At 66.3% G+C, this 17,680-nt stretch carries 17 protein-coding genes; 15 read left to right on the top strand and 2 right to left on the bottom strand.

Translation table 11 applies throughout. From position 1 onward, the window contains the following. The first annotated feature begins 50 nt into the window (after positions 1 to 50). The 14 genes from ACFT41_RS01250 to ACFT41_RS01185 all read left to right on the top strand — a co-directional run bounded on the left by ACFT41_RS01250 (position 51) and on the right by ACFT41_RS01185 (position 15,908). Entirely contained in the window at positions 51 to 1,316 is a 1,266-nt protein-coding gene (locus ACFT41_RS01250) for an MFS transporter (RefSeq protein WP_377587607.1), read from the top strand. 241 nt (positions 1,317 to 1,557) lie between these two features. Then, the gene (locus ACFT41_RS01245) at positions 1,558 to 2,247 is read left to right on the top strand and encodes an O-methyltransferase (RefSeq protein WP_377587608.1); all 690 of its coding nucleotides are present in this window, start codon (positions 1,558 to 1,560) and stop codon (positions 2,245 to 2,247) included. A gap of 153 nt (positions 2,248 to 2,400) precedes the next feature. Further along, complete coding sequence (locus ACFT41_RS01240; RefSeq protein WP_377587609.1) at positions 2,401 to 3,003, top strand: O-methyltransferase; 603 nt, start codon at positions 2,401 to 2,403, stop codon at positions 3,001 to 3,003. Continuing rightward, complete coding sequence (locus ACFT41_RS01235) at positions 3,000 to 4,043, top strand: hypothetical protein (RefSeq protein WP_377587610.1); 1,044 nt, start codon at positions 3,000 to 3,002, stop codon at positions 4,041 to 4,043. The genes ACFT41_RS01240 and ACFT41_RS01235 overlap by 4 nt, the downstream gene beginning before the upstream one ends. Before the next feature lie 89 nt (positions 4,044 to 4,132). After that, entirely contained in the window at positions 4,133 to 4,351 is a 219-nt protein-coding gene (locus ACFT41_RS01230; protein WP_377587611.1) for a phosphopantetheine-binding protein, read from the top strand. Between the two features lie 16 nt (positions 4,352 to 4,367). Beyond that, positions 4,368 to 7,466 (top strand): AMP-binding protein, encoded by a 3,099-nt coding sequence (locus ACFT41_RS01225; RefSeq protein ID WP_377587612.1) that lies wholly within the window; start codon positions 4,368 to 4,370, stop codon positions 7,464 to 7,466. Positions 7,467 to 7,554: 88 nt separating this feature from the next. Further along, positions 7,555 to 7,806, top strand: a complete 252-nt coding sequence (locus tag ACFT41_RS01220) for an acyl carrier protein (protein ID WP_377587613.1) — start codon at positions 7,555 to 7,557, stop codon at positions 7,804 to 7,806. A gap of 1 nt (position 7,807) precedes the next feature. Continuing rightward, positions 7,808 to 8,998, top strand: a complete 1,191-nt coding sequence (locus ACFT41_RS01215) for a hypothetical protein (protein ID WP_377587614.1) — start codon at positions 7,808 to 7,810, stop codon at positions 8,996 to 8,998. After that, positions 8,985 to 9,914 carry a TauD/TfdA family dioxygenase gene (locus tag ACFT41_RS01210; RefSeq protein ID WP_377587615.1) on the top strand — a complete coding sequence of 310 codons (930 nt, stop codon included), beginning with the start codon at positions 8,985 to 8,987 and terminating at the stop codon, positions 9,912 to 9,914. The genes ACFT41_RS01215 and ACFT41_RS01210 overlap by 14 nt, the downstream gene beginning before the upstream one ends. Continuing rightward, positions 9,911 to 11,371: an AMP-binding protein gene (locus ACFT41_RS01205; protein ID WP_377587616.1), complete on the top strand. Its 1,461-nt coding sequence runs from the start codon at positions 9,911 to 9,913 to the stop codon at positions 11,369 to 11,371. The genes ACFT41_RS01210 and ACFT41_RS01205 overlap by 4 nt, the downstream gene beginning before the upstream one ends. A gap of 38 nt (positions 11,372 to 11,409) precedes the next feature. Then, positions 11,410 to 12,291 (top strand): TauD/TfdA family dioxygenase, encoded by an 882-nt coding sequence (locus ACFT41_RS01200; protein WP_377587617.1) that lies wholly within the window; start codon positions 11,410 to 11,412, stop codon positions 12,289 to 12,291. Between the two features lie 84 nt (positions 12,292 to 12,375). Then, a complete protein-coding gene (locus ACFT41_RS01195) occupies positions 12,376 to 14,139 on the top strand; it encodes a carbamoyltransferase (RefSeq protein WP_377587618.1) in 1,764 nt (587 codons plus the stop codon). A 63-nt stretch (positions 14,140 to 14,202) separates the two neighbouring features. Then, the gene (locus tag ACFT41_RS01190; RefSeq protein WP_377587619.1) at positions 14,203 to 14,445 is read left to right on the top strand and encodes a phosphopantetheine-binding protein; all 243 of its coding nucleotides are present in this window, start codon (positions 14,203 to 14,205) and stop codon (positions 14,443 to 14,445) included. Further along, positions 14,442 to 15,908: a condensation domain-containing protein gene (locus ACFT41_RS01185; protein WP_377587620.1), complete on the top strand. Its 1,467-nt coding sequence runs from the start codon at positions 14,442 to 14,444 to the stop codon at positions 15,906 to 15,908. The genes ACFT41_RS01190 and ACFT41_RS01185 overlap by 4 nt, the downstream gene beginning before the upstream one ends. A gap of 1 nt (position 15,909) precedes the next feature. Here ACFT41_RS01185 and ACFT41_RS01180 read toward each other — a convergent pair whose 3' ends face one another. After that, on the bottom strand, positions 15,910 to 16,497 hold the full coding sequence (locus ACFT41_RS01180; protein ID WP_377587621.1) for an LmbU family transcriptional regulator: 588 nt from the start codon (positions 16,495 to 16,497) through the stop codon (positions 15,910 to 15,912). A gap of 146 nt (positions 16,498 to 16,643) precedes the next feature. Beyond that, positions 16,644 to 16,979, bottom strand: a complete 336-nt coding sequence (locus tag ACFT41_RS01175; protein WP_377587622.1) for a hydroxyisourate hydrolase — start codon at positions 16,977 to 16,979, stop codon at positions 16,644 to 16,646. Between the two features lie 190 nt (positions 16,980 to 17,169). On the opposite strand from ACFT41_RS01175, the gene ACFT41_RS01170 reads away from it, so the two are divergent. Continuing rightward, positions 17,170 to 17,658, top strand: a complete 489-nt coding sequence (locus ACFT41_RS01170) for a glycosyltransferase family A protein (RefSeq protein WP_377587623.1) — start codon at positions 17,170 to 17,172, stop codon at positions 17,656 to 17,658. Positions 17,659 to 17,680 lie beyond the last annotated feature (22 nt).

Here is a 17,680-nt window from a genome sequence, read left to right as displayed (position 1 = left end):
ACGTCTTCGCGTACGGCTGATGTGGCCATCCTTCCGAGAGGAGCGGCCGGGTGCGCGTCAACAAGGGGGCCAAACCGCTCGGGTTCCTGATGAGGAATCCTCGCTTCGGAACGTTGCTGGTCGTCAACCTGGTCTCGTCGTTGGTGGGAGCGGGCGTCGGCATCGCCTTGAGCGTCCATCTCTACCAGCTCACCGGCTCGCCGATCTGGACAGCCGTGCTCGCGGCCACCCCGACCGTGGCCGGGGTGGCCTTCGGGCACCTGGCCGGGACGGTCACGGACCGCTGGGGCGCTCCCCTGCGGATCATGCGGATCGCGCTCTTCCTGCGGGTGCTGGTACTGATGGCCCTCTTCGCGGTCGCCGACTCGCCGCTTGGCCTCATCTGCGCGGTGTTCGCCCAGGCCGCCGTCCAGCAGCTCTACACTCCGGCCGAGCAGGTCCTCATCGCCGACTACGTCACCGTCGAGGACCTGGCCGAGGCCAACGGCCTGAACTCGTTCGCCTCCAATGCCACCAGGCTGGTGGGGCCGGCACTCGGCGGGTTCGCGATGGGATGGGCCGGATTCCGCTGGACGGTCATCGGGGTGACGACGCTGATGCTGCTGTCCACACTGCTCAGCCTGCTCCTGCGAGGCTCCGGGCGGAAGACGCCGCCCGCCGGCGACACGGCGGAGGAAGGCACGGAAGGCGCCGGCGACAGGTATCTGGCGATCGTCCGACGCAGCCGTCGCGTCCGGGGCCTGGTACTCCTGCAAATCCTCGACGCAATCAGGGAGGGGCCGCTGTCTTCCCTGTTCCCAGTGCTCATGCTGGGCGTGATCGGCGCCACGTCCGGGCAGATGGGCCTGGTCAACAGCTTGTTCGCGGTCTCGGCCCTGATCGCGGGCCCGATGATCGGCACGGTGGTCCGCCGACTGGGGTACCGCCTTCCCGTCCTGCTCGGCGCCGCCATCTCCAATGGCGCGATCGTGGTGCTGGCGATCTGGCCGTCGCTCCCGCTGGCGTTGATCGCCTTCGTCGTTTCCGGGCTGCCCTTCACCATCTCGTGGGTGGGCGGACAGACCTGGCTGCTGCTCAGCACGCCGCTCTCGCTGCGCGGCCGGATCGTGGGCACGACCGGCGCCATCTACGCCGGGGTGTCGCTCGTCGCCATGCTCGCGAGCGGCGTGCTGGCGGAATGGTTCGGCCCGCGGTGGGTCATCGGCGTGGGAGCCTTCATCGCGCTGGTAGGCCTGATCGCCATCGCCGCACTACTCAACGATCGCCAGCAGCAGACCAGCACCAGCCAGACGGCACAGGCCACATCCGCGACGTGACCACGACACGCGGCCTCCGCCTGCTTCCGCACGCGCTGGCCAGCGGCCGCGGGCTCTACTGGAGAGCTTCCACCTGGGCACCGCGGGTTGGTTGTCCTGCCGGCGGGACAACCAACCCACCGCGACGTTCCGATACCTCGGAAGCTGACCACTGCCACTCGGGAAAGCCGTTCTGAGGCTGCCGGAGCGCTGGCACATCACAGCGTTGACAGTGGCGGATTTCGGCAGCCAACATTGCGACATGGACATGTCGATGCCTCCAGCAGGACTCAAGTCCGCCTTATTCTCCGATTCGGGATTCAGCGATCAATCCCGCATTCAGTCGCTCATGGAAGACATATTCCGGCATGCAGAAGACCCCATGATCACCTTGGACGACCGGGTCAGCGTCCTGTCTCAGGTCCTATATCTCATGTATCTGGCGCGCGCCCGGAAGGCCAGCTCCATAGCCGAGATAGGTTTCAGTATCGGCTACTCGAGCATCGCCTTCCTGGAGAGCTCGCCCGCCGTGCAGGTCACGTCCTTTGAAATTCACAACGAGGCACTGGCCAAGTCGGCGAAGGAGTTCATCGACTCTCGTTACCCGGATCGCCATCACCTGATCTACGGAGACTCCACGCACACGGTCCCAGCCTTCGAGGCGCACCGGTCAACAGACGGTTTCGATCTCGTCTTCATCGACGGCGCCCACGAGTACCCGTCGGTGAAGGCGGACATCGCGAACGCTCGACGGCTGGCCAAGCCAGGTGCCACGATCGTGGTCAACAGCCTGACTCCCTGGTTCAAGTGGGGAATCGGCCCAACGACCGCATGGGACGAGGCGGTCCGGGACGGCATCGTCACCCCGCTCGAGTACGTGTCCGACGCGCGTGCCGTCAGCAGAATTCAAGGGCCGGTCGACCGTGCGTGGGCAGTCGGACAATTCCAGTAAGCGAACGCTCGGGACGCCGGCACCGAAGTGTTGACAGCAAAAGCTTGAGAAAGACAACATTCACGTATGGACACGTCAATGCCTCCAGCAGGACTCAAGTCCGCCCTATTTCCTGATTCGGGAGTCAGCGACCGATCACGTATCAACTCGCTCATGGAGGGCGTATTCCGGCGTGCACAAGGGTCCGGAAGCGCACTGGACGACGGAATCAGCGGCCTGGCCCAGGTCCTCTATCTCATGTATCTGGCGCGCGCCCGGAAGGCCAGCTCCATAGCCGAGATAGGTTTCAACATCGGCTACTCGAGCATCGCCTTCCTCGAAAGCTCTCCCCAGGCGAAGGTCACATCCTTCGAAATCAACACCGAGGCCTCCGTCGAGTCGGCGAAGGAGTTCATCGACTCCCGTTACCCGGATCGCCATCACCTGATCTACGGTGATTCAACGCACACGGTTCCCGCGTTCCAGGTGCCCCCGTCATCGGATGGTTTCGATCTCGTCTTCATCGACGGGGGCCACGACTACCCGTGCGTGAAGGCGGACATCGCGAACGCTCGACGGCTGGCCAAGCCAGGTGCCACGATCGTGGTCGACGACCTGACCCCTTGGTTCAAGTGGGGAATCGGCCCAACGACCGCATGGGACGAGGCGGTCCGGGACGGCATCGTCACCCCGCTCGAGTACATGTCCGACTCGCTCGCCGTCAGCCGAGTTCAGGGACCGGCCGAGCGCGCGTGGGCGGTTGGGCAATACCGGTGAACAGCGTAGCGGCCGAACACGTCGAGGATGTGCGGCGTCAACGCACGATTTTGCCGGTGACAACGAACCCCAGTGTCCGGGCTTACCAGCCGTATGCGTACCCGGTCTCCATCGTCGAGGCGCATGCCCCCATGAACCGTGACTGGATTCTCTCGAACTTCATACACCTGGCCTACGACGAACACCCGATAGAGTCTCCATCGCTGTGCTTCTATTCATACGATTCCGCGGCCAATCCGTATCTGCATACGATCAGGGCCGGCCGCGAGTGGATGCAGCGGTGGATCGGCCACAGCTTCGCGCAGTTCGTACACGAACAGCTTCTCGACGGTTGGTATGTGCACACGTTCATCGACGAGTTCTTTGTTCCGCGGCGACCGACGTACGGGCAGAGTCCTCGTCATCATGACGTTCTCGTCCATGGATCAGACAGTGACGCGGGGATCGCGCATCTGCTGGGTTACGACGAGGTGATTCGGTTCGAGACCACCCAGGTTTCCTGGAGAGAGCTTGACGCCGCCTACGAATCCTGTGCGAACGCGGACCACCCGTGGTCGCGATCATTCATTCTCTTCAAGTTCAACCCACTGGCGTCCTACCGGTTCGATCCACGGTTCGTGGTTGCCGAGCTCGAGCTCTTTCTCGCTTCCGGGAACCCGGGTCGAGCTACGCAGGGCCTGGTCATGCCGGACGATCGCCTGTACGGCGTAGCGGCGCTGGAGGCGTACCGGGACGAGCTCCTGGACACGCCGCCCGACGACACGGGGCTCGATCTCCATGCCCCGCGGGCGCTGTTCGAGCACAGCAGTCTGATGTCCGAGCGGTTGCGGTTGCTGCTCGGCGATGGTCTGTGGCAACGCTATATCAGCGAGCGATACAGCACGGTCCTCCGATTCTATTCCGCTCTGCCCGTAGCGGTGTTCAGTGCGAAGCACAACAATGACCGCTCGGCGCTACGCCGACTGATGGCCGACTATCCCGAGATCATCAAGCAGCAAATAAGTACGGTGACGGACGCACTGGACTGTCGAGCACGATGACCTCAGGCACGCGGAGTGCGGGGGAAAGCCGACGGGCCGTGATCGCGGCGATCTGACTACCTCGCGTTACGCGAAAAAGGAGGCTGACGATGCAGGCGCGCAAAGTTCTTGAACAAGAGTTCCGCGTGGTGACTGGTCGCGAACTGACGGACATGGCGGTAGACGTATTCGGGCTTGGCCTCGACTCGCTGGGGATTCTCTCCTTGCTGGGAGGACTGCGGGAGGCCGGATACGACGTTTCACTGGACGACCTCCTGTCCGCGGCCAGCATGAATGAATTCGTGGTGATGATGGCGGACGCCGCGTGACCAAGGGGAAGCGATCATGATCAGCTCTGGTGTGGACGGACAAGCAACCCTGGCGACGGTGTTGGCAGAGCGCATCCGTCGTGGAGCGGCCGAGACAGCCTTGGTGGACAGCACCGGCAATGTCCTGTCGTACGCCGACCTCGGCGCGCTCGCCCGCACATGCGACGACTTCTTCGGTCAACGGCACGCGGAACGGGTTGTCATCGTCGGCGCGGCGTCGATCGAGGTCAGCGCATTGATCGCGGCATGTTTCTGGACGGGGCGGACCTTCATGGTCATCGACGACCAGGAAAGCGACGCCGTGCGGCGGCAGCTCATCGACCAGTTCGGCGCCGACGTGGTCCTCCTGGCCGGCGCATCCGCCGACACCACGCCGGCGAACCTGACGAACGAACCGGTCACCGTTACCGGACGGGACCTGAGTAGACACGCTCAGCAATGGGATGACCATGCTGTGCTCGAACACAGCGAACGCATGGCGGTGCGGACACCGCGGGCAGCGGCATACTGCGTCCGGACTTCTGGCACGACAGCGGACCCGAAGCTGATCGAGATGAGCCGTGCGGCGATCGAGCACTACTGCGCGGAGTTCATCGGCAGATACGCCCTCGCGCCGGGCCACCGCCTGGCACTGTGGGCGGCCCCCACCTATGACGCCCACTACTGCGAACTGATCCCGGCCCTGGCCAGTGGCGCGGTAGGCGTTGTCGCGCCGATGTCCATACGCAATGACGGGGACGCGGTGCTTCAGTGGCTGAGTGAGGCACGCATCACCCACTTCGAGACCACTCCGTCGATCCTGAGGCGGGTGGCGTCCGCCGCGGTGCGGCCCGAGGCGTCGTGGCCGCCGCACCTGACGGAGGTGATGTGCAGCGGCGAGCGGCTCGACCCGCGAGTGGCGCGGCAGGTCTTCGACGCCGTGGAGCGCTGCGGGGCCACGGTCAGACTGCACAACGAATACGGCCCTTCGGAGTGCATTCTGCTGACCTGGCACCAGGTCACCGCGGAGGACGCCGACTCGGGCGACATTCCGGTCGGTGACGCGATCGCGGGACGGACACTGTCCATCGAGCCGTTGGACGACCAGTCCGGCTCCTCAGCGCAACACCCCGGCGAGATTGTGGTGGAGTCTCCGTACCTGTGTCGCGGTTACGGGTCGGAAGAGGTTGGCTCGCTCGTCGCATTTTCGGCACCCCGTGGCGTCCCGCTCTTCCGGACAGGGGATCTCGGCTATCTGGACCACCATGGTCGTCTGCGGTTGTCGGGACGGCGTGACCGAACCGTGAAACGACGCGGTGTACGGATCAATCTCGACCAGGTGGAGGCGGTGCTCCACGCGCTCCCGGCCGTGGGGCAGGCGGCTGCTCGAGCCGATGAGGCAGACGGGCAGGTGCTGATCCACGTCTGGGTCGTGCCGTCCGACAGCAGCCTCGATCGTGTCGCGGTCCTGACGCAGATCGCCGAGACGATGGAGGTCCGCCTCCTGCCCGACCGGGTGATGATCTGTCCACACCTGCCGCGCCTGCATTCCGGGAAGGTCGACTACCGGTCTCTCGAGGTAGCCGACTCGGGCGACGAACAGGTGGAGGTGACGGCGGACGAGACGACGGTGAAGGCGGTCGCCGCGGCGTTCGAGCGGGTACTGCCCGGCGTGGCCATAACACGCTCGACCGACTTCTTCGCCAGCGGCGGACACTCCCTCCTGGCACTCGAGTTGAGCGCCCACCTGGAGCGCGGCCTGGGAGTCAGGCTCACGATCCGTGACTACCTGGCCCACCCCACGGTCGCCGGGCTCGCCGGCATGGTTGACCGCAACCGTCGTCAGACTCCGCGATCCGCGCCGACCGCTCCCCCCGTAACCCCCGATGAGGAGCTGACCTCCACCGAACGGCCGATCTGGGTGTGGAGTCAGATGTTTCCCGGCGACGGTGCACTGAACGTCGTCGGGGGGTTCACCACACATGCGGGCATCACCGAGCAGCGCCTCCGGCACGCGCTGTCGACCTTGCTCGAGGACGTGGCCCAGCTGAGAGTCCAGTACGTCCCGGGCCGCGACCGCCCACGACGGGTTGTGCGCGAAGCAGGCGTCGCGCGGGTCGACGTACTCCAGATCTCCACATCCGCTGACACCTTCCCCCACCCGGAGGTGGACAGCAGTGCCTACCAGCCGTTCGACGTCGCGGCGGATCAGCTGGTCCGGGCCATACTGGTTCGCTCGCGCACGGAGCCCGCACCGGTGGGCGTCTATCTGGTCGCCCACCACCTGGTGTGCGACGGAGTGAGCATGGGACTGCTGGTAGCGGAGCTGCAGCACCGCCTCAGCGCACCGCAACGCCGAACATCGCTGTCCTCGCGGTGCGTGCTGCCCCCGACGCGACCGGACGCCCGTCTCGTCCAGTCCGCGGCCGGGCACTGGTCCGCGGTCAGGCGTGGGGTGGCGGCCCAGCCATACGACGAGCGGCTGCGCCCGAACGATGCCGCCGCGGGAACCTCGAGCGTTGTTTGGCGGCTGCCGACGCAGCCGGTCAGGGAACTCGCGTACTGCCTGTCGGTGAGCCGGGCGGCTGTCCTCATCGCGTTGATCGCCACGGCGGTCGGCCGGGTGCTGGACCGGGACCAGGTTGTCGTCGAGACACCGGTCTCGACACGGACGCCAGACGAGGTGCGCTCGATCGGCAACTACGCGGTTGACGTGCCCCTGCTGGTCGATCCTGCCGGCCAGGACATCACCCGCGTCATCGGCGCGGTCAACCGCGACCTGTTGGCGGCTGTCGACTTCGCGGCGCTGGTCCCGGGGTTCGGCAGCGTACGACCGGGACAAGCGTGGGCACCCGTCGGCGACGTCGTCGTCGTCCTGGAGGACCACGTGCCCGTGCCGGCTGTCGAGATCGACGGCGTGGCGAGCTCGCTCACACCGCCCATCGGCTCGCCCCCGCGCCATGCCCTCGCGTGCTACTTCCGGACCAGCGCACTGGCCGAGGACATCACCTGCGTCGTCACGGGCCGCTCCGACGGTGGGCTGGCACGTGCTGTGCGTGCTGAGGCCGACGCCACTCTCACCGCCATGACGAAAGCAGTTCTCAACGAGGAGGCCCGGCGATGGCCAACGTCGTGATTCGGCCCGATGAGCGCTGGGAGCTCGAGCACCTGATGGCCGGGCTGGTCCTCTCCCCTGCGGCCGGTACTCGGGAAGAGGCGGATCGATGAGGGCAATCGATTACCCGCGGGTCCTGGAAGAGGTCGAGGCCTGCTGGCGTGACGTCGCGCCGACGTCCGCGATGACGCTGGCACCGCACGACAACCTCTTCGAAGGCGGTGCAGACTCGTTCACCTTCATCCGGCTGGTGCGATCGGTTGAAGCCGCGTGCGAGGTCACGCTGCCGCTGCTCGAGGTCTTCGAGGATCCTCAGCTGGCCACTATCGCGCGCTGCGTCATCGAAGCGAGGCGACGCTGAGATGGCGACGGTTCTGCCTGCCACCGCGGCCGAGTTCGGCCTGTGGTACCAGGAGCAGACGGCGGAACTGCCGGGGCGCTACCTGTGCCTCGCGGCCGCGGAGCTACGCCCCGGGAAGCGGGTGAGCCTTCGCCACGCGGCCAGCGCCATGACCGCTGTCCGGGCCGGCCATCCCGAGGCGCTGGCACGGTTCGCGGTCGACGAGCAAGGCCTACTGCACAAGGTCCTCGAGTCGCCCGCGGCGACGCTACCCGCGGAGTTCCTCGCGTTCCCGGCGGAATGGTCGCGCACGGACGTCATCTCCCACTTGACCGGGTTGCCGACCCCCCTCGCGACCGGGCCGCTGGTCCACCTGGCCGCACAAGCCGATGACAGGGGAAACGCCGCGCGGCTGTTCGTGCTGGCCCACCACATCGTCTGGGACACACATTCCGAGGAGATCTTCTGGACCGAGGTCGACCGCCGGCTCACCGGACCCCGGGAAGGCGACGGGAGACATGACGATCCCGGCGTCACCCCTTCGGTGCACCACATTGCCACGCGAGACCATGCCCCGCTCGTGACCGACCCACAACGGCACCTGACGATCCCGAACGGCGACCGTGTGTGGGAGCGGCTCGCGGCTGCGGCGCGGCGAGCCGGAGTCACCCCGTTCGCCTGGACAGTCGGGCACCTGGCGGCCGCAGCGGCGGCGTGGTCGGAGCCGGCGGCGATCAGGGCTTACATCGACGTGGACCTCCGCCCGCTGGCCGGCACGTCCCCGGACACGATGGGATTCCATCTAGCTCAACTGGACATCGCCACCGTCGACCGCGGCACGTCCGGTGCGGCCGCCGCCGCCGCCGTCCACACGGCCGTGCTGCGCCAGCTGGCCGCCGCCGTGCGGCAGGAGATCCGCCCGGACAGCGAAACCACCGGCCGCGGCGGTCACCCCGTCAAGTTCTACTTCCGTCACATCCGGTATCAGCATCGTCTGCACAACCTGCAGCCCGTTGCTATCCGCTTGCCGGTGGCACGCAACCAGCTGTCGGTAGGCGTGACCGTCACTGATACCAGCCTCGACATGACGGTCACCGCACGGCGCGGCACCGCCGACAGCATCGATGTCGAGCGTTTGGCGCGGCTGGCACGCCAGCACCTCATCTCGGCAGCGGCACACGGTGAAAGGGCGGCCAGCGATGCAGCATCTTAGGCTCGGCGGCCCACCGGAAGTGTGGTGGCACAACAACTCCGCGGCGGTCGCGGAGCACCTCGGCCGTGACGGTGCGGTCGTCATCGACGGCGACGGGTTGTGCCAGGACGTGGCGACCTTCCAGCGACTCGCCGCCGCGGCGTGCGGGCCGCTCGCCAAGGACAACCCGGAGCACACGAGCATCGACGACGACCCCACGGGCACGATCAACAGTCCGACCCCCTTCTCCCGGACCAGAAAGCTGCTGTGGCACAACGAGAACACGTTCGCACGCCTGTGGCCCAGACGAATCATCTTCGGTTGCCAGGAGATCGGGGACGGTGGACAGACACCGACCGTGGACATGACGGCCGCCTATACGCGACTCAGCAGCGCGGCCAGGGACGTCCTCGCCACCGGGGTCACCTACGTTCGCAGACTGGGCATGGACCTCGGGCTCGACTGGCGCCAGGTCTACCGCACCACCGATCCCACCGTTGTCGAGCGCGCCTGCGAACGGGAGGGCACCACCTGGAGGTGGGATGAGCGCGGCGGCATCCTCACCACCGAGCAGCGACGGCCGGCTGTCATCCTCGACCCGGCCACTGGCCGACCCTCGCTGACAGCACAAATCCTGCATTGGCATCCTCACGCGCTGGACGAGGATGTTCACGATTCGCTCCGCCTGTTGTACGAGCCTCACGAGTTTCCCAAAGGGTGCCGACGTGGAGACGGCGGGCCGATTCCCGACGCCTTCATCGACGAACTCGTAGAAATTTGCTCCGACCTGGAGGAAGTCGTGCCCTGGAAACCGGACCGCGCGATAGTCGTCGACAACCTGCGCCGCAGCCACGCGCGTAACCCCTATTCGGGCGTGCGTCGTTTGCTGGTCGCCGCCGGCGACCCCGTTGACTGCACGGAACTGGCACGGCCGTGACCACACGCGCGCACAGCCTCGTCGGCGACCTGACCAGTTCCACCGCCGCCGCGGTCATCGAACAGGGCGTGGTCACCACCCACGCACAGCTGCTGTCGCAGGCACGCGAGGTCGCCGTCCATCTGCGCCGATGCGGGGCCGAACCCGGGGCGATCGTGCCCATCCAGGCGGCACCGAGCACGACCGCCCTCGTCCAGATCGTGGCCATCCTGATGACCGGAGCCGCCTTCGCTCCGATCGATCTCCGCATGCCGCCCCGCACTGCCGCCAGGATCGCCCGTCTGTGCGGTGCCGACTTCATCCTCGGGGCCGCCGGCGGGACGACCGACGGCGTCGTCTGGCTAAGCCCCGGGGACGTGGCCAACGATCCAGGCACCCACCGCCTCATCCCCACCGTCCCGCGGGACACCGTGTACGTGATCTTCACCTCGGGCACCAGCGGCGAGCCGAAGGGAGTCGTCGTACCCGAGTCCGCCGTGGCGGCCTACCTCGGCTGGTCGATGCGCGAGTACGACTGCACCCGAGGATGGGGGGCGCCGCTGTTCACCTCGTTGGGCTTCGACCTGACGATCACCAGCCTCCTCGGACCGCTCCTGAACGGCAGACGAGTAGAGGTTCTCGATCCGTTGCGTTGGCCGCTGCACGTCGCCAACGACCCCGGCATCCTCCAGGGCGCCAGTTTCGTGAAGATGACGCCAAGCCAGGTCACCATGCTGTGTGAGCTGCTGGAGGCGCGTGGGGTCCAGTGCTCGATGCCAGTCCTGGTCGTCGGAGGTGAGGCCCTGTACGGGCGCAGTGTCGCCCGCTGGCGCGACAGCCTCCCCGACACGCTGGTGGTCAACGAGTACGGCCCTTCCGAGGCGACCGTGGGCTGCTGCCGCTACACCGTGCCGGCCGACTGCACCAGTCACGAGATTCCAATCGGGACTCCTCCCTCCGGCGTCGAGTTGAGTATCGAGGGACCGCCTCCCCGCGCCGGAGACGAGCTCGAGGAGGGCGAGCTGGTGATCGCCGGGGTGCAGGTCGCGACGGGTTACCTCACCGCCTCGGACTCGGACGACGCCGCGGCTCGCCGCGGGCAGTTGCGACCGTTCCCCAGTTCCGCCGGCAAGCGCAGCTACCGCAGCGGAGATCGCGTGCGACGCGACCACGACGGGACCTACACCTACGTCGGCCGGCTGGGACGGGAGGTGAAGGTCGCCGGCTTTCGGATCAACCTGGCCGCTCTCGAGTCGTGCCTCAACGCCTTTCCGGGGGTGGTGAGCGCCGCCGTCCAGGTGGACGAGGTGCACGGCCTCCGCTCGGCCGTGGTGACTCGGGACGGCGGGACGACCCAGGACGACCTTCTCGCGCACCTGCGCGAGACATTTCCGTCCTATGCGCTGCCGAATTCCATTCGGATCAGCACACAGATCAACATCACAGAACGTGGAAAGTCGAGCGTGTCATGGGAATAGCGGGAAAGACGTCGGACATCCCGATCACACCATCCGACTTGGACAGCGACCTGACCGCCGCGCTGAGTAAGGAGCAGTCCCGGTATGTCGACGAGCGGCTGATGTCAGCGGGCCGTGTCCTGTTCCGAGGATTTCCCCTCGAGACCACGGCCGACTTCGCGAAGGCGGTTCAGACACTGGGCGGCGACCCATTGCCCTACACGGAACGCTCCACGCCGCGGAAGCAACTCGAGTCCGGGATCTACACGTCAACCGAGTACACCCGGGAGGAGGAGATCTTCTTCCACAACGAGAACTCCTACCAGGCGACCTGGCCGGGCCGGCTCTTCTTCTTCTGCCAGCGGCCGCCCGCTTCGGGTGGGGCAACGCCGCTGGCCGACGTGCGTCAGGTCACCGCCTCGCTCGACGTCGGCGTCGTCGAGGAGTTTCGCCGGCGCGGCTGGCGGCACATCCGGAACTACCATCCACAGATCGGCCTGCCGTGGAGCGAGGTGTTCGGCACCACGAGCCGCGAAGCCGTGGATCTCTACTGCGGAAAAAACGGCATTCAGACGCACTGGAGCAACGAGGGGACTCTCCGCACCGTCGCCGATCGGATGGCCCTTCACCGCCATCCAGAAAGCGGCGAAGAACTATGGTTCAACCACATAGCCTTCTTCCACTGGACGACCCTTCCCGAGCGTGTCATCGGAGTCCTCGAGCAGCTCTTCGGCAGGGACGGCCTTCCCAACAACACCGTCTACGGTGACGGGGCGGAAATCCCCGCGGAGGTATGCGCCCACATCCGCGAGAAATATCGTGAGGCGGCGACACGGTTCGACTACCAGCAAGGCGACCTGCTAATGATCGACAACATGCTGACGGCCCACGGACGCGAACCGTACGAGGGGGAACGACAGATCGCGGTGGCGATGACCTGACGCCGACGAAACATCTGCTCAAGGCTCATCGAGAGTGAAGAAACCGATGTGAACCCGCGGTGTCGACGAAGAGGAGCTGCAATCGTGCGGTATGTCCTGGGAATCAGTGGGCTGGGCCAGAGCCAGCCATACATGCGGCAGTCGTTTCCGGGGCTGGGCGAGCGCGTATATCGGCTCGCCCAGGGCGCGGACTCGGCAGCGGCTCTCGTCACCGAGGACGGCATCGTGGCCGCTGCGGCCGAGGAGCGCTTCGTGCGGCGCAAGGGCACCGGAGAGTTCCCGCGGGCCGCGATCGAGTATGTGCTCGGCGCGGCTGGCATCTCTCCGCGTGACGTGAGCGCGGTCGCACACAACTTCGACTTCGGCCGGTATCAGACGTACTTCGAATCCGAAGGCGCGATCGAGGAATACCAGAACGTGTACGCGCCCGAGGTCATACAGCGCGATCTGTTCGCGGCATTTCCCAGGGACCTCTGGAGCGATGACCTGAAGGTCATCCCGATATTGCACCACCAGGCCCACGCCGCCAGCGCGTTGCACTGTTCCGGCTTCGGCTCCGCCGATGTCCTGGTCGCCGACGGGATAGGCGAGTTCGAGAGCACATCGCTGTACACCGGCGGATCGCAGGGACTGCGGTTGCGCGGCCAGGTGGGCGGACTGCACTCCATAGGACTCGTCTACGGTCTGGTCACCATGCATCTGGGTTTCTGGATGAACTTCGACGAGTACAAGGTCATGGGACTGGCGCCCTACGGGGACCGGCGGCGACTCCGTTCGGCGTTCGACGCCCTTGTCGTCCGCCAGAACGACGGCCGTTACACCACGCCACTGACATACCTGAATGAAACACCACAGGAACGCGCTACATACCAGAAGTCACGGGAACATCTCGCCTCGGTTCTCGGCCCGCCCCGGGAACCGGATGCGAGCCTCGATCAGCGTCACCTCGACATCGCCGCGGCGCTGCAGGCCGTGACCGAGGAGACCATCGTCGGTTTCCTGGCGGCACACCAGGATGAGCAGTCCAGCGAGAACCTGTGCCTGGCCGGCGGCGTGGCCCTGAACTGCGTCGTCAACCAGGCCATTCGCAAGAGCGGGATGTACCGGCGGCAGTTCGTCCAGCCAGCGGCCGGCGACGACGGAACGGCGCTGGGCGCGGCGCTGACGGTGATCGAGGAAGGCACCGAGGCGCCCGGCAGGCGGGTTCGCCCGCGCATCGGGCCGCCCTACCTCGGTCCGGCTTTCACCTCCGAGCGCATCCAGGCCACGCTGGAGCGCGCCGACCTGCGATGGCGGCGGTGCGAACTCGACGACCTCGTCGGTGAAGCCGCCGCGCTTCTGAATGACGGGAAGGTCGTCGCGCTCTTCCAGGGCCGGATGGAGTACGGCCCGCGTGCGCTGGGGAACCGCAGCATCCTCGCCGATCCACGAACCGTCGAGATGAGGGACCGGATCAACTCGATGGTCAAGCAACGGGAGGAGTTCCGGCCGCTCGCGCCGGCGGTCCTGCTCGAGTACGCGGAGCAGTGCTTCGAGATCGACGATCCCGACGAGTACCTGTGGATGATCGAGACCGTCGATGTTCGTGAGGCGTGGCGTCCGAGACTCGGGGCGGTGACGCACGTCGACGGCACTGCCCGGATCCAGGTGGTGCGACGCGAGGACAACGAGCTCTACTGGCGGTTGATCGATGCCTTCCGGGCGATCACCGGCATCCCGATCCTGCTCAACACCTCGTTCAACTCGCGCGGGGAGCCGATCGTCTGCTCACCCGAGGACGCGGTGGCGACGTTCTCCCGGATAGACATCGACGCGATGGTCATGGGCGACCTTCTGGTGTTGCGATAGGAGGGCCGGCGGATCCGTGGATCCCCGTGGCCAAGGCACACTCTCGGACCTCAGGAGGCAGCCGTGCGAACTATCGATGAAACCCAAGAGCTGATCGGGAGCATCTGGGTTGAGCTTCTCGGCCTTGACGCACCGCCTGACCGCTCGGCGCACTTCTTCACCGTTGGCGGCGACTCGATCCTGTGTGTGCGCTTCGTCGCCATCGCGCGTACACGGGGTGTCGAACTCACCATCCGCGACGTACTGGAAGACGACGAGCTCGAGTCCCTTGCGGCCCGAGCACGTCCAACGAGGGAGCGATCGTGAACGGTCGGGGCCGCGACACCATCTCCGAGTCTGTCCGCGCGACGCTCTACGCGACAGCCGAGGCCAGCGAGGCATTCGAGGTTCCGGACGACCGATGGGCGCGGATACCCGCGCTGGGCCTCGTCTCGCCCGCGGATCATCGACGGCTGCCGGCCGGTGCCGTGGATGCCTTCCCGATGAGCGAGCAACAGGCCGCGATGGCCACCCGGATGCTCATGGCCGCTGCTCTCCGAGACCGCGGCGCCGTCGGTGTCCCGGCCTATCACAACGTCGCGACCTCGCGTCTGACCGTACCTCGCGTGGAGCCCGCGGCCTTCGAGGCGGCCGGGCTCGGCCTGGTGCGGGAGCACGAAATGTTCCGCTCGCTGCTGGACCTGGACCGCTACTCACGCCCGATGCAGATCGTACTGGAGCACGTCGACCGGCCATTGGTGACAGTGTGCGACCTGCGAGGACTTCCCGACGGTGAACAGCAACACCGGTTGGCCGAGTTCGCTGATGCCGAGAACACGCGGACCATCGACCTGACGGATCCGCCCCTCGTCACGATCACGGTCCACCTCCTGAGCGAGACGGCGATCACCCTGACCCTGACCGAGCCGCACGCGATCGCTGACGGGTGGAGCACCCACCTGAACCTGGTGGAATTCCTGGACCGTTACGTCGCGGAGCTCACCGGGCGGCCACCCGAGCGGCCGGCATCATCTGACGCGAACGGCTCGCCCCGCTTCAGACTACGCGAGCACAGCGCGCAGCAGCTCTTCCAGTCGCTCACGGTCGCCGACTCACAGTGGTGGAGCCGGTACCTTTCCGGACTGGAACCGCGGTCGGGTGCCGAGTCCACTCGCGACGGCCACACCTGGCAGGACTCGGTGGAGATCGCGGGCCAGGAGAATCGGATGCTGAGTCGACTCGCGGCGAGTTCCTCCGGGTTGAAGGCCGTGCTTCTCGCCATCCACCTCGAGGCGCTGGCACGACTGGTCGGCGAGCGGAGCATTCTCACCGGCATCCCTGTCAATACCCGGCTCGCGGTACCGAACGGCGTGGACGCGCGGGGGATGTTCCTCAACGTCGTCCCGCTGCGAATCGACGTCCCGGCACCGGGCAGGGAGGCCGTCGCCCGGGCGCATCGGGAGCTGATGCAGGTCACCATGCGCGGTCGGACTCCGCTGGCCCAGTTGGCCCGCACCGTCGGCCGGGCAGTAGTTCCCGCGTCTCTGTTTGGTTTCAACAGCTTCCACAGCATCGCCGGTGTCGCGCAAAGGCTCGGCCTGGACACGCTGGAGGCGTTCGAGGACTGGTCCCACACGGACTTCCCGTTCGAGGCCAGCTTCAACCGAAGCGAGGAGGTAGGTGAGCACATCCGCGTTCTGCTCTATGCCGAGGGCTCTCCACATACTCGCGCCGACGCGACCGCGGCGTACCGCGACGCCGTTGCGCGGTTCGCCCGGCTTGAGGGATGAGTCAGCTGACTCCGACGGCTCGCGTCGCCGGGTTCGGTTCTCGCGAAGCGAATGCCAGGGTCGCACGAGCTGCCTGCTCGAGCATCTGCTGCGCCCACGTGCCAACGGTGAGCTGGGACTTGCTGGCCGCCTCCGTGATCATGGCAAGCTGATCGTCGGTGACATCCAGGTACAGTTTCGAGGCCATGGCGGTGTCACCGATGCCGGCGTCTTCACGCCCGGCGTGAGCGTCTGTGGTCGCCCCGGCCGCGATACCTCGGTCAGCCAGGTCCTCGCCGCGCGTGGAGAGGCTAGCGCGCACCTCGCGCCGCAGCTCGTTCCTCGACCAGCTGAACAACTCCGCCTTCCGAAGCCAGTAGTCCTGCTCCGGCTCGGGGAGACTGGCGACCGCGGCGTGATGCTCGAAGCTCAACCCCGCCCTCCGCCTCGGGTGCGCGAACTTCCTGGCGACCCACGCATAATTGCGCAGCGTCTTGTAGTCAAGCGAGGTCTGCTCGACAGCACTGCGGTAACGCCCGGTGAAGCGAGTTTCGCCGTAGATCAGCCAGTCGCCCAGGCACCATGCCGAGTTGCTCGCGGCCTCGGCCAACCTCTGGCCAATTCCCAGCCAATTGTCAAAGGGTATCCCACTCTCGAGGCGCAGTCCTGGTGAAGGCAGAACGGCGACGCCGGCCGTGATAGTGTCCGCGGGCAGGGGCGGGAACTGAGATGACACTGGCACTCCTGACTTAGCTCTCATTGCCCAGCCTCGCTGAATATGATGCAGTTAGCGGGACTCACCAGCAGGGTGATCCGGTAAACATGGCCCCGGTTGGCCGTGAAGCACACCCCGATCGCCGAGTTTTGGGGCGCGTACCCGAGCGTGCTGAAGTATTCGGCAAGATCGAATTCAAGCCGATACGGTCCATGCGGTAGTGAAAGTTCGCGCAAGCTCAGGACCTGCCCATTTTCGTCTGCTCGCCCAGTCCATCGCCGCACGAATTCACCATCGAACTCTCGACTGAGGGTAACCGTGAGTCCGGCGGCCGGCCTCCCGTAGATGCCGTCGATGACCCGGACAGAGACGCTCATGACGAGATTCGACCCTCCTTATGATCATGAATCATGAGCCGACCCTTTCGGGCATCTGGCTCACACATCCGATCATGGAAGACGCCGGTCCTCCTTCGCTCTCACGGCGCTCTTGCCGGCCCCCTCTCGGGTCAGCACACAGACACCGCGCCGGTAGTGGCGTGAGAGCGACATTCGACAACGTGGTCGCATGCCCAACCACCCACAGTTGTCCGTGGTGATCCCCACCTACAACCGGGCGCCATTGTTGCGTAAGACGCTCACGTCGCTCACCGAGCAGCGCGACCCGCCGCCGTTCGAGGTCATCGTGGCCGATGACGGATCCGCCGACGACACAGAGCAGGTCGCGGAGGAGTTCAGCGACCGCCTGGCGATCCGCTACCGCTATCAGGAGGACCAGGGGTTCCGGCCGGCCAAGGCGCGGAACATGGGCGCGGCCATCGCCAGAGCGCCGATCCTGGTGTTCCTGGACAGCGGCAGTTCCATCACGCACCACGGACTGGGCCTGCGGACCCCCTGGCCCGACAACAGCTTCGACCGCGTCGTGATCACGTCCCGCTTGTCGCGGCTGTGGCCGCAGTGGGGCGAGTTCATCCGAGCCGAGGCCTCGCGGATCGGCGTCAGCGCCCACTACGCCCCAGCCCTCGACCGCGAAACCGGCACAACCGTTTCCTCGTAGTACGTCCCGCTCCCTGGCACAG

The organism is Micromonospora sp. NPDC057141 (genome assembly GCF_042670805.1).
Taxonomy (GTDB): Bacteria; Actinomycetota; Actinomycetes; order Mycobacteriales; family Micromonosporaceae; genus Micromonospora.
This window is presented reverse-complemented; position numbering and strand designations above follow the sequence as displayed.

Bases quoted from the DNA above. Each gene is read 5' to 3' on its own strand.
- ACFT41_RS01245 (WP_377587608.1), top strand. From the start codon at position 1,558: ATGGACATGTCGATGCCTCCAGCAGGACTCAAGTCCGCCTTATTCTCC.
- ACFT41_RS01240 (WP_377587609.1), top strand. From the start codon at position 2,401: ATGGAGGGCGTATTCCGGCGTGCACAAGGGTCCGGAAGCGCACTGGAC.
- ACFT41_RS01230 (WP_377587611.1), top strand. From the start codon at position 4,133: ATGCAGGCGCGCAAAGTTCTTGAACAAGAGTTCCGCGTGGTGACTGGT.
- ACFT41_RS01225 (WP_377587612.1), top strand. From the start codon at position 4,368: ATGATCAGCTCTGGTGTGGACGGACAAGCAACCCTGGCGACGGTGTTG.
- ACFT41_RS01220 (WP_377587613.1), top strand. From the start codon at position 7,555: ATGAGGGCAATCGATTACCCGCGGGTCCTGGAAGAGGTCGAGGCCTGC.
- ACFT41_RS01215 (WP_377587614.1), top strand. From the start codon at position 7,808: ATGGCGACGGTTCTGCCTGCCACCGCGGCCGAGTTCGGCCTGTGGTAC.
- ACFT41_RS01210 (WP_377587615.1), top strand. From the start codon at position 8,985: ATGCAGCATCTTAGGCTCGGCGGCCCACCGGAAGTGTGGTGGCACAAC.
- ACFT41_RS01175 (WP_377587622.1), bottom strand. From the start codon at position 16,979: ATGAGCGTCTCTGTCCGGGTCATCGACGGCATCTACGGGAGGCCGGCC.
- ACFT41_RS01170 (WP_377587623.1), top strand. From the start codon at position 17,170: ATGCCCAACCACCCACAGTTGTCCGTGGTGATCCCCACCTACAACCGG.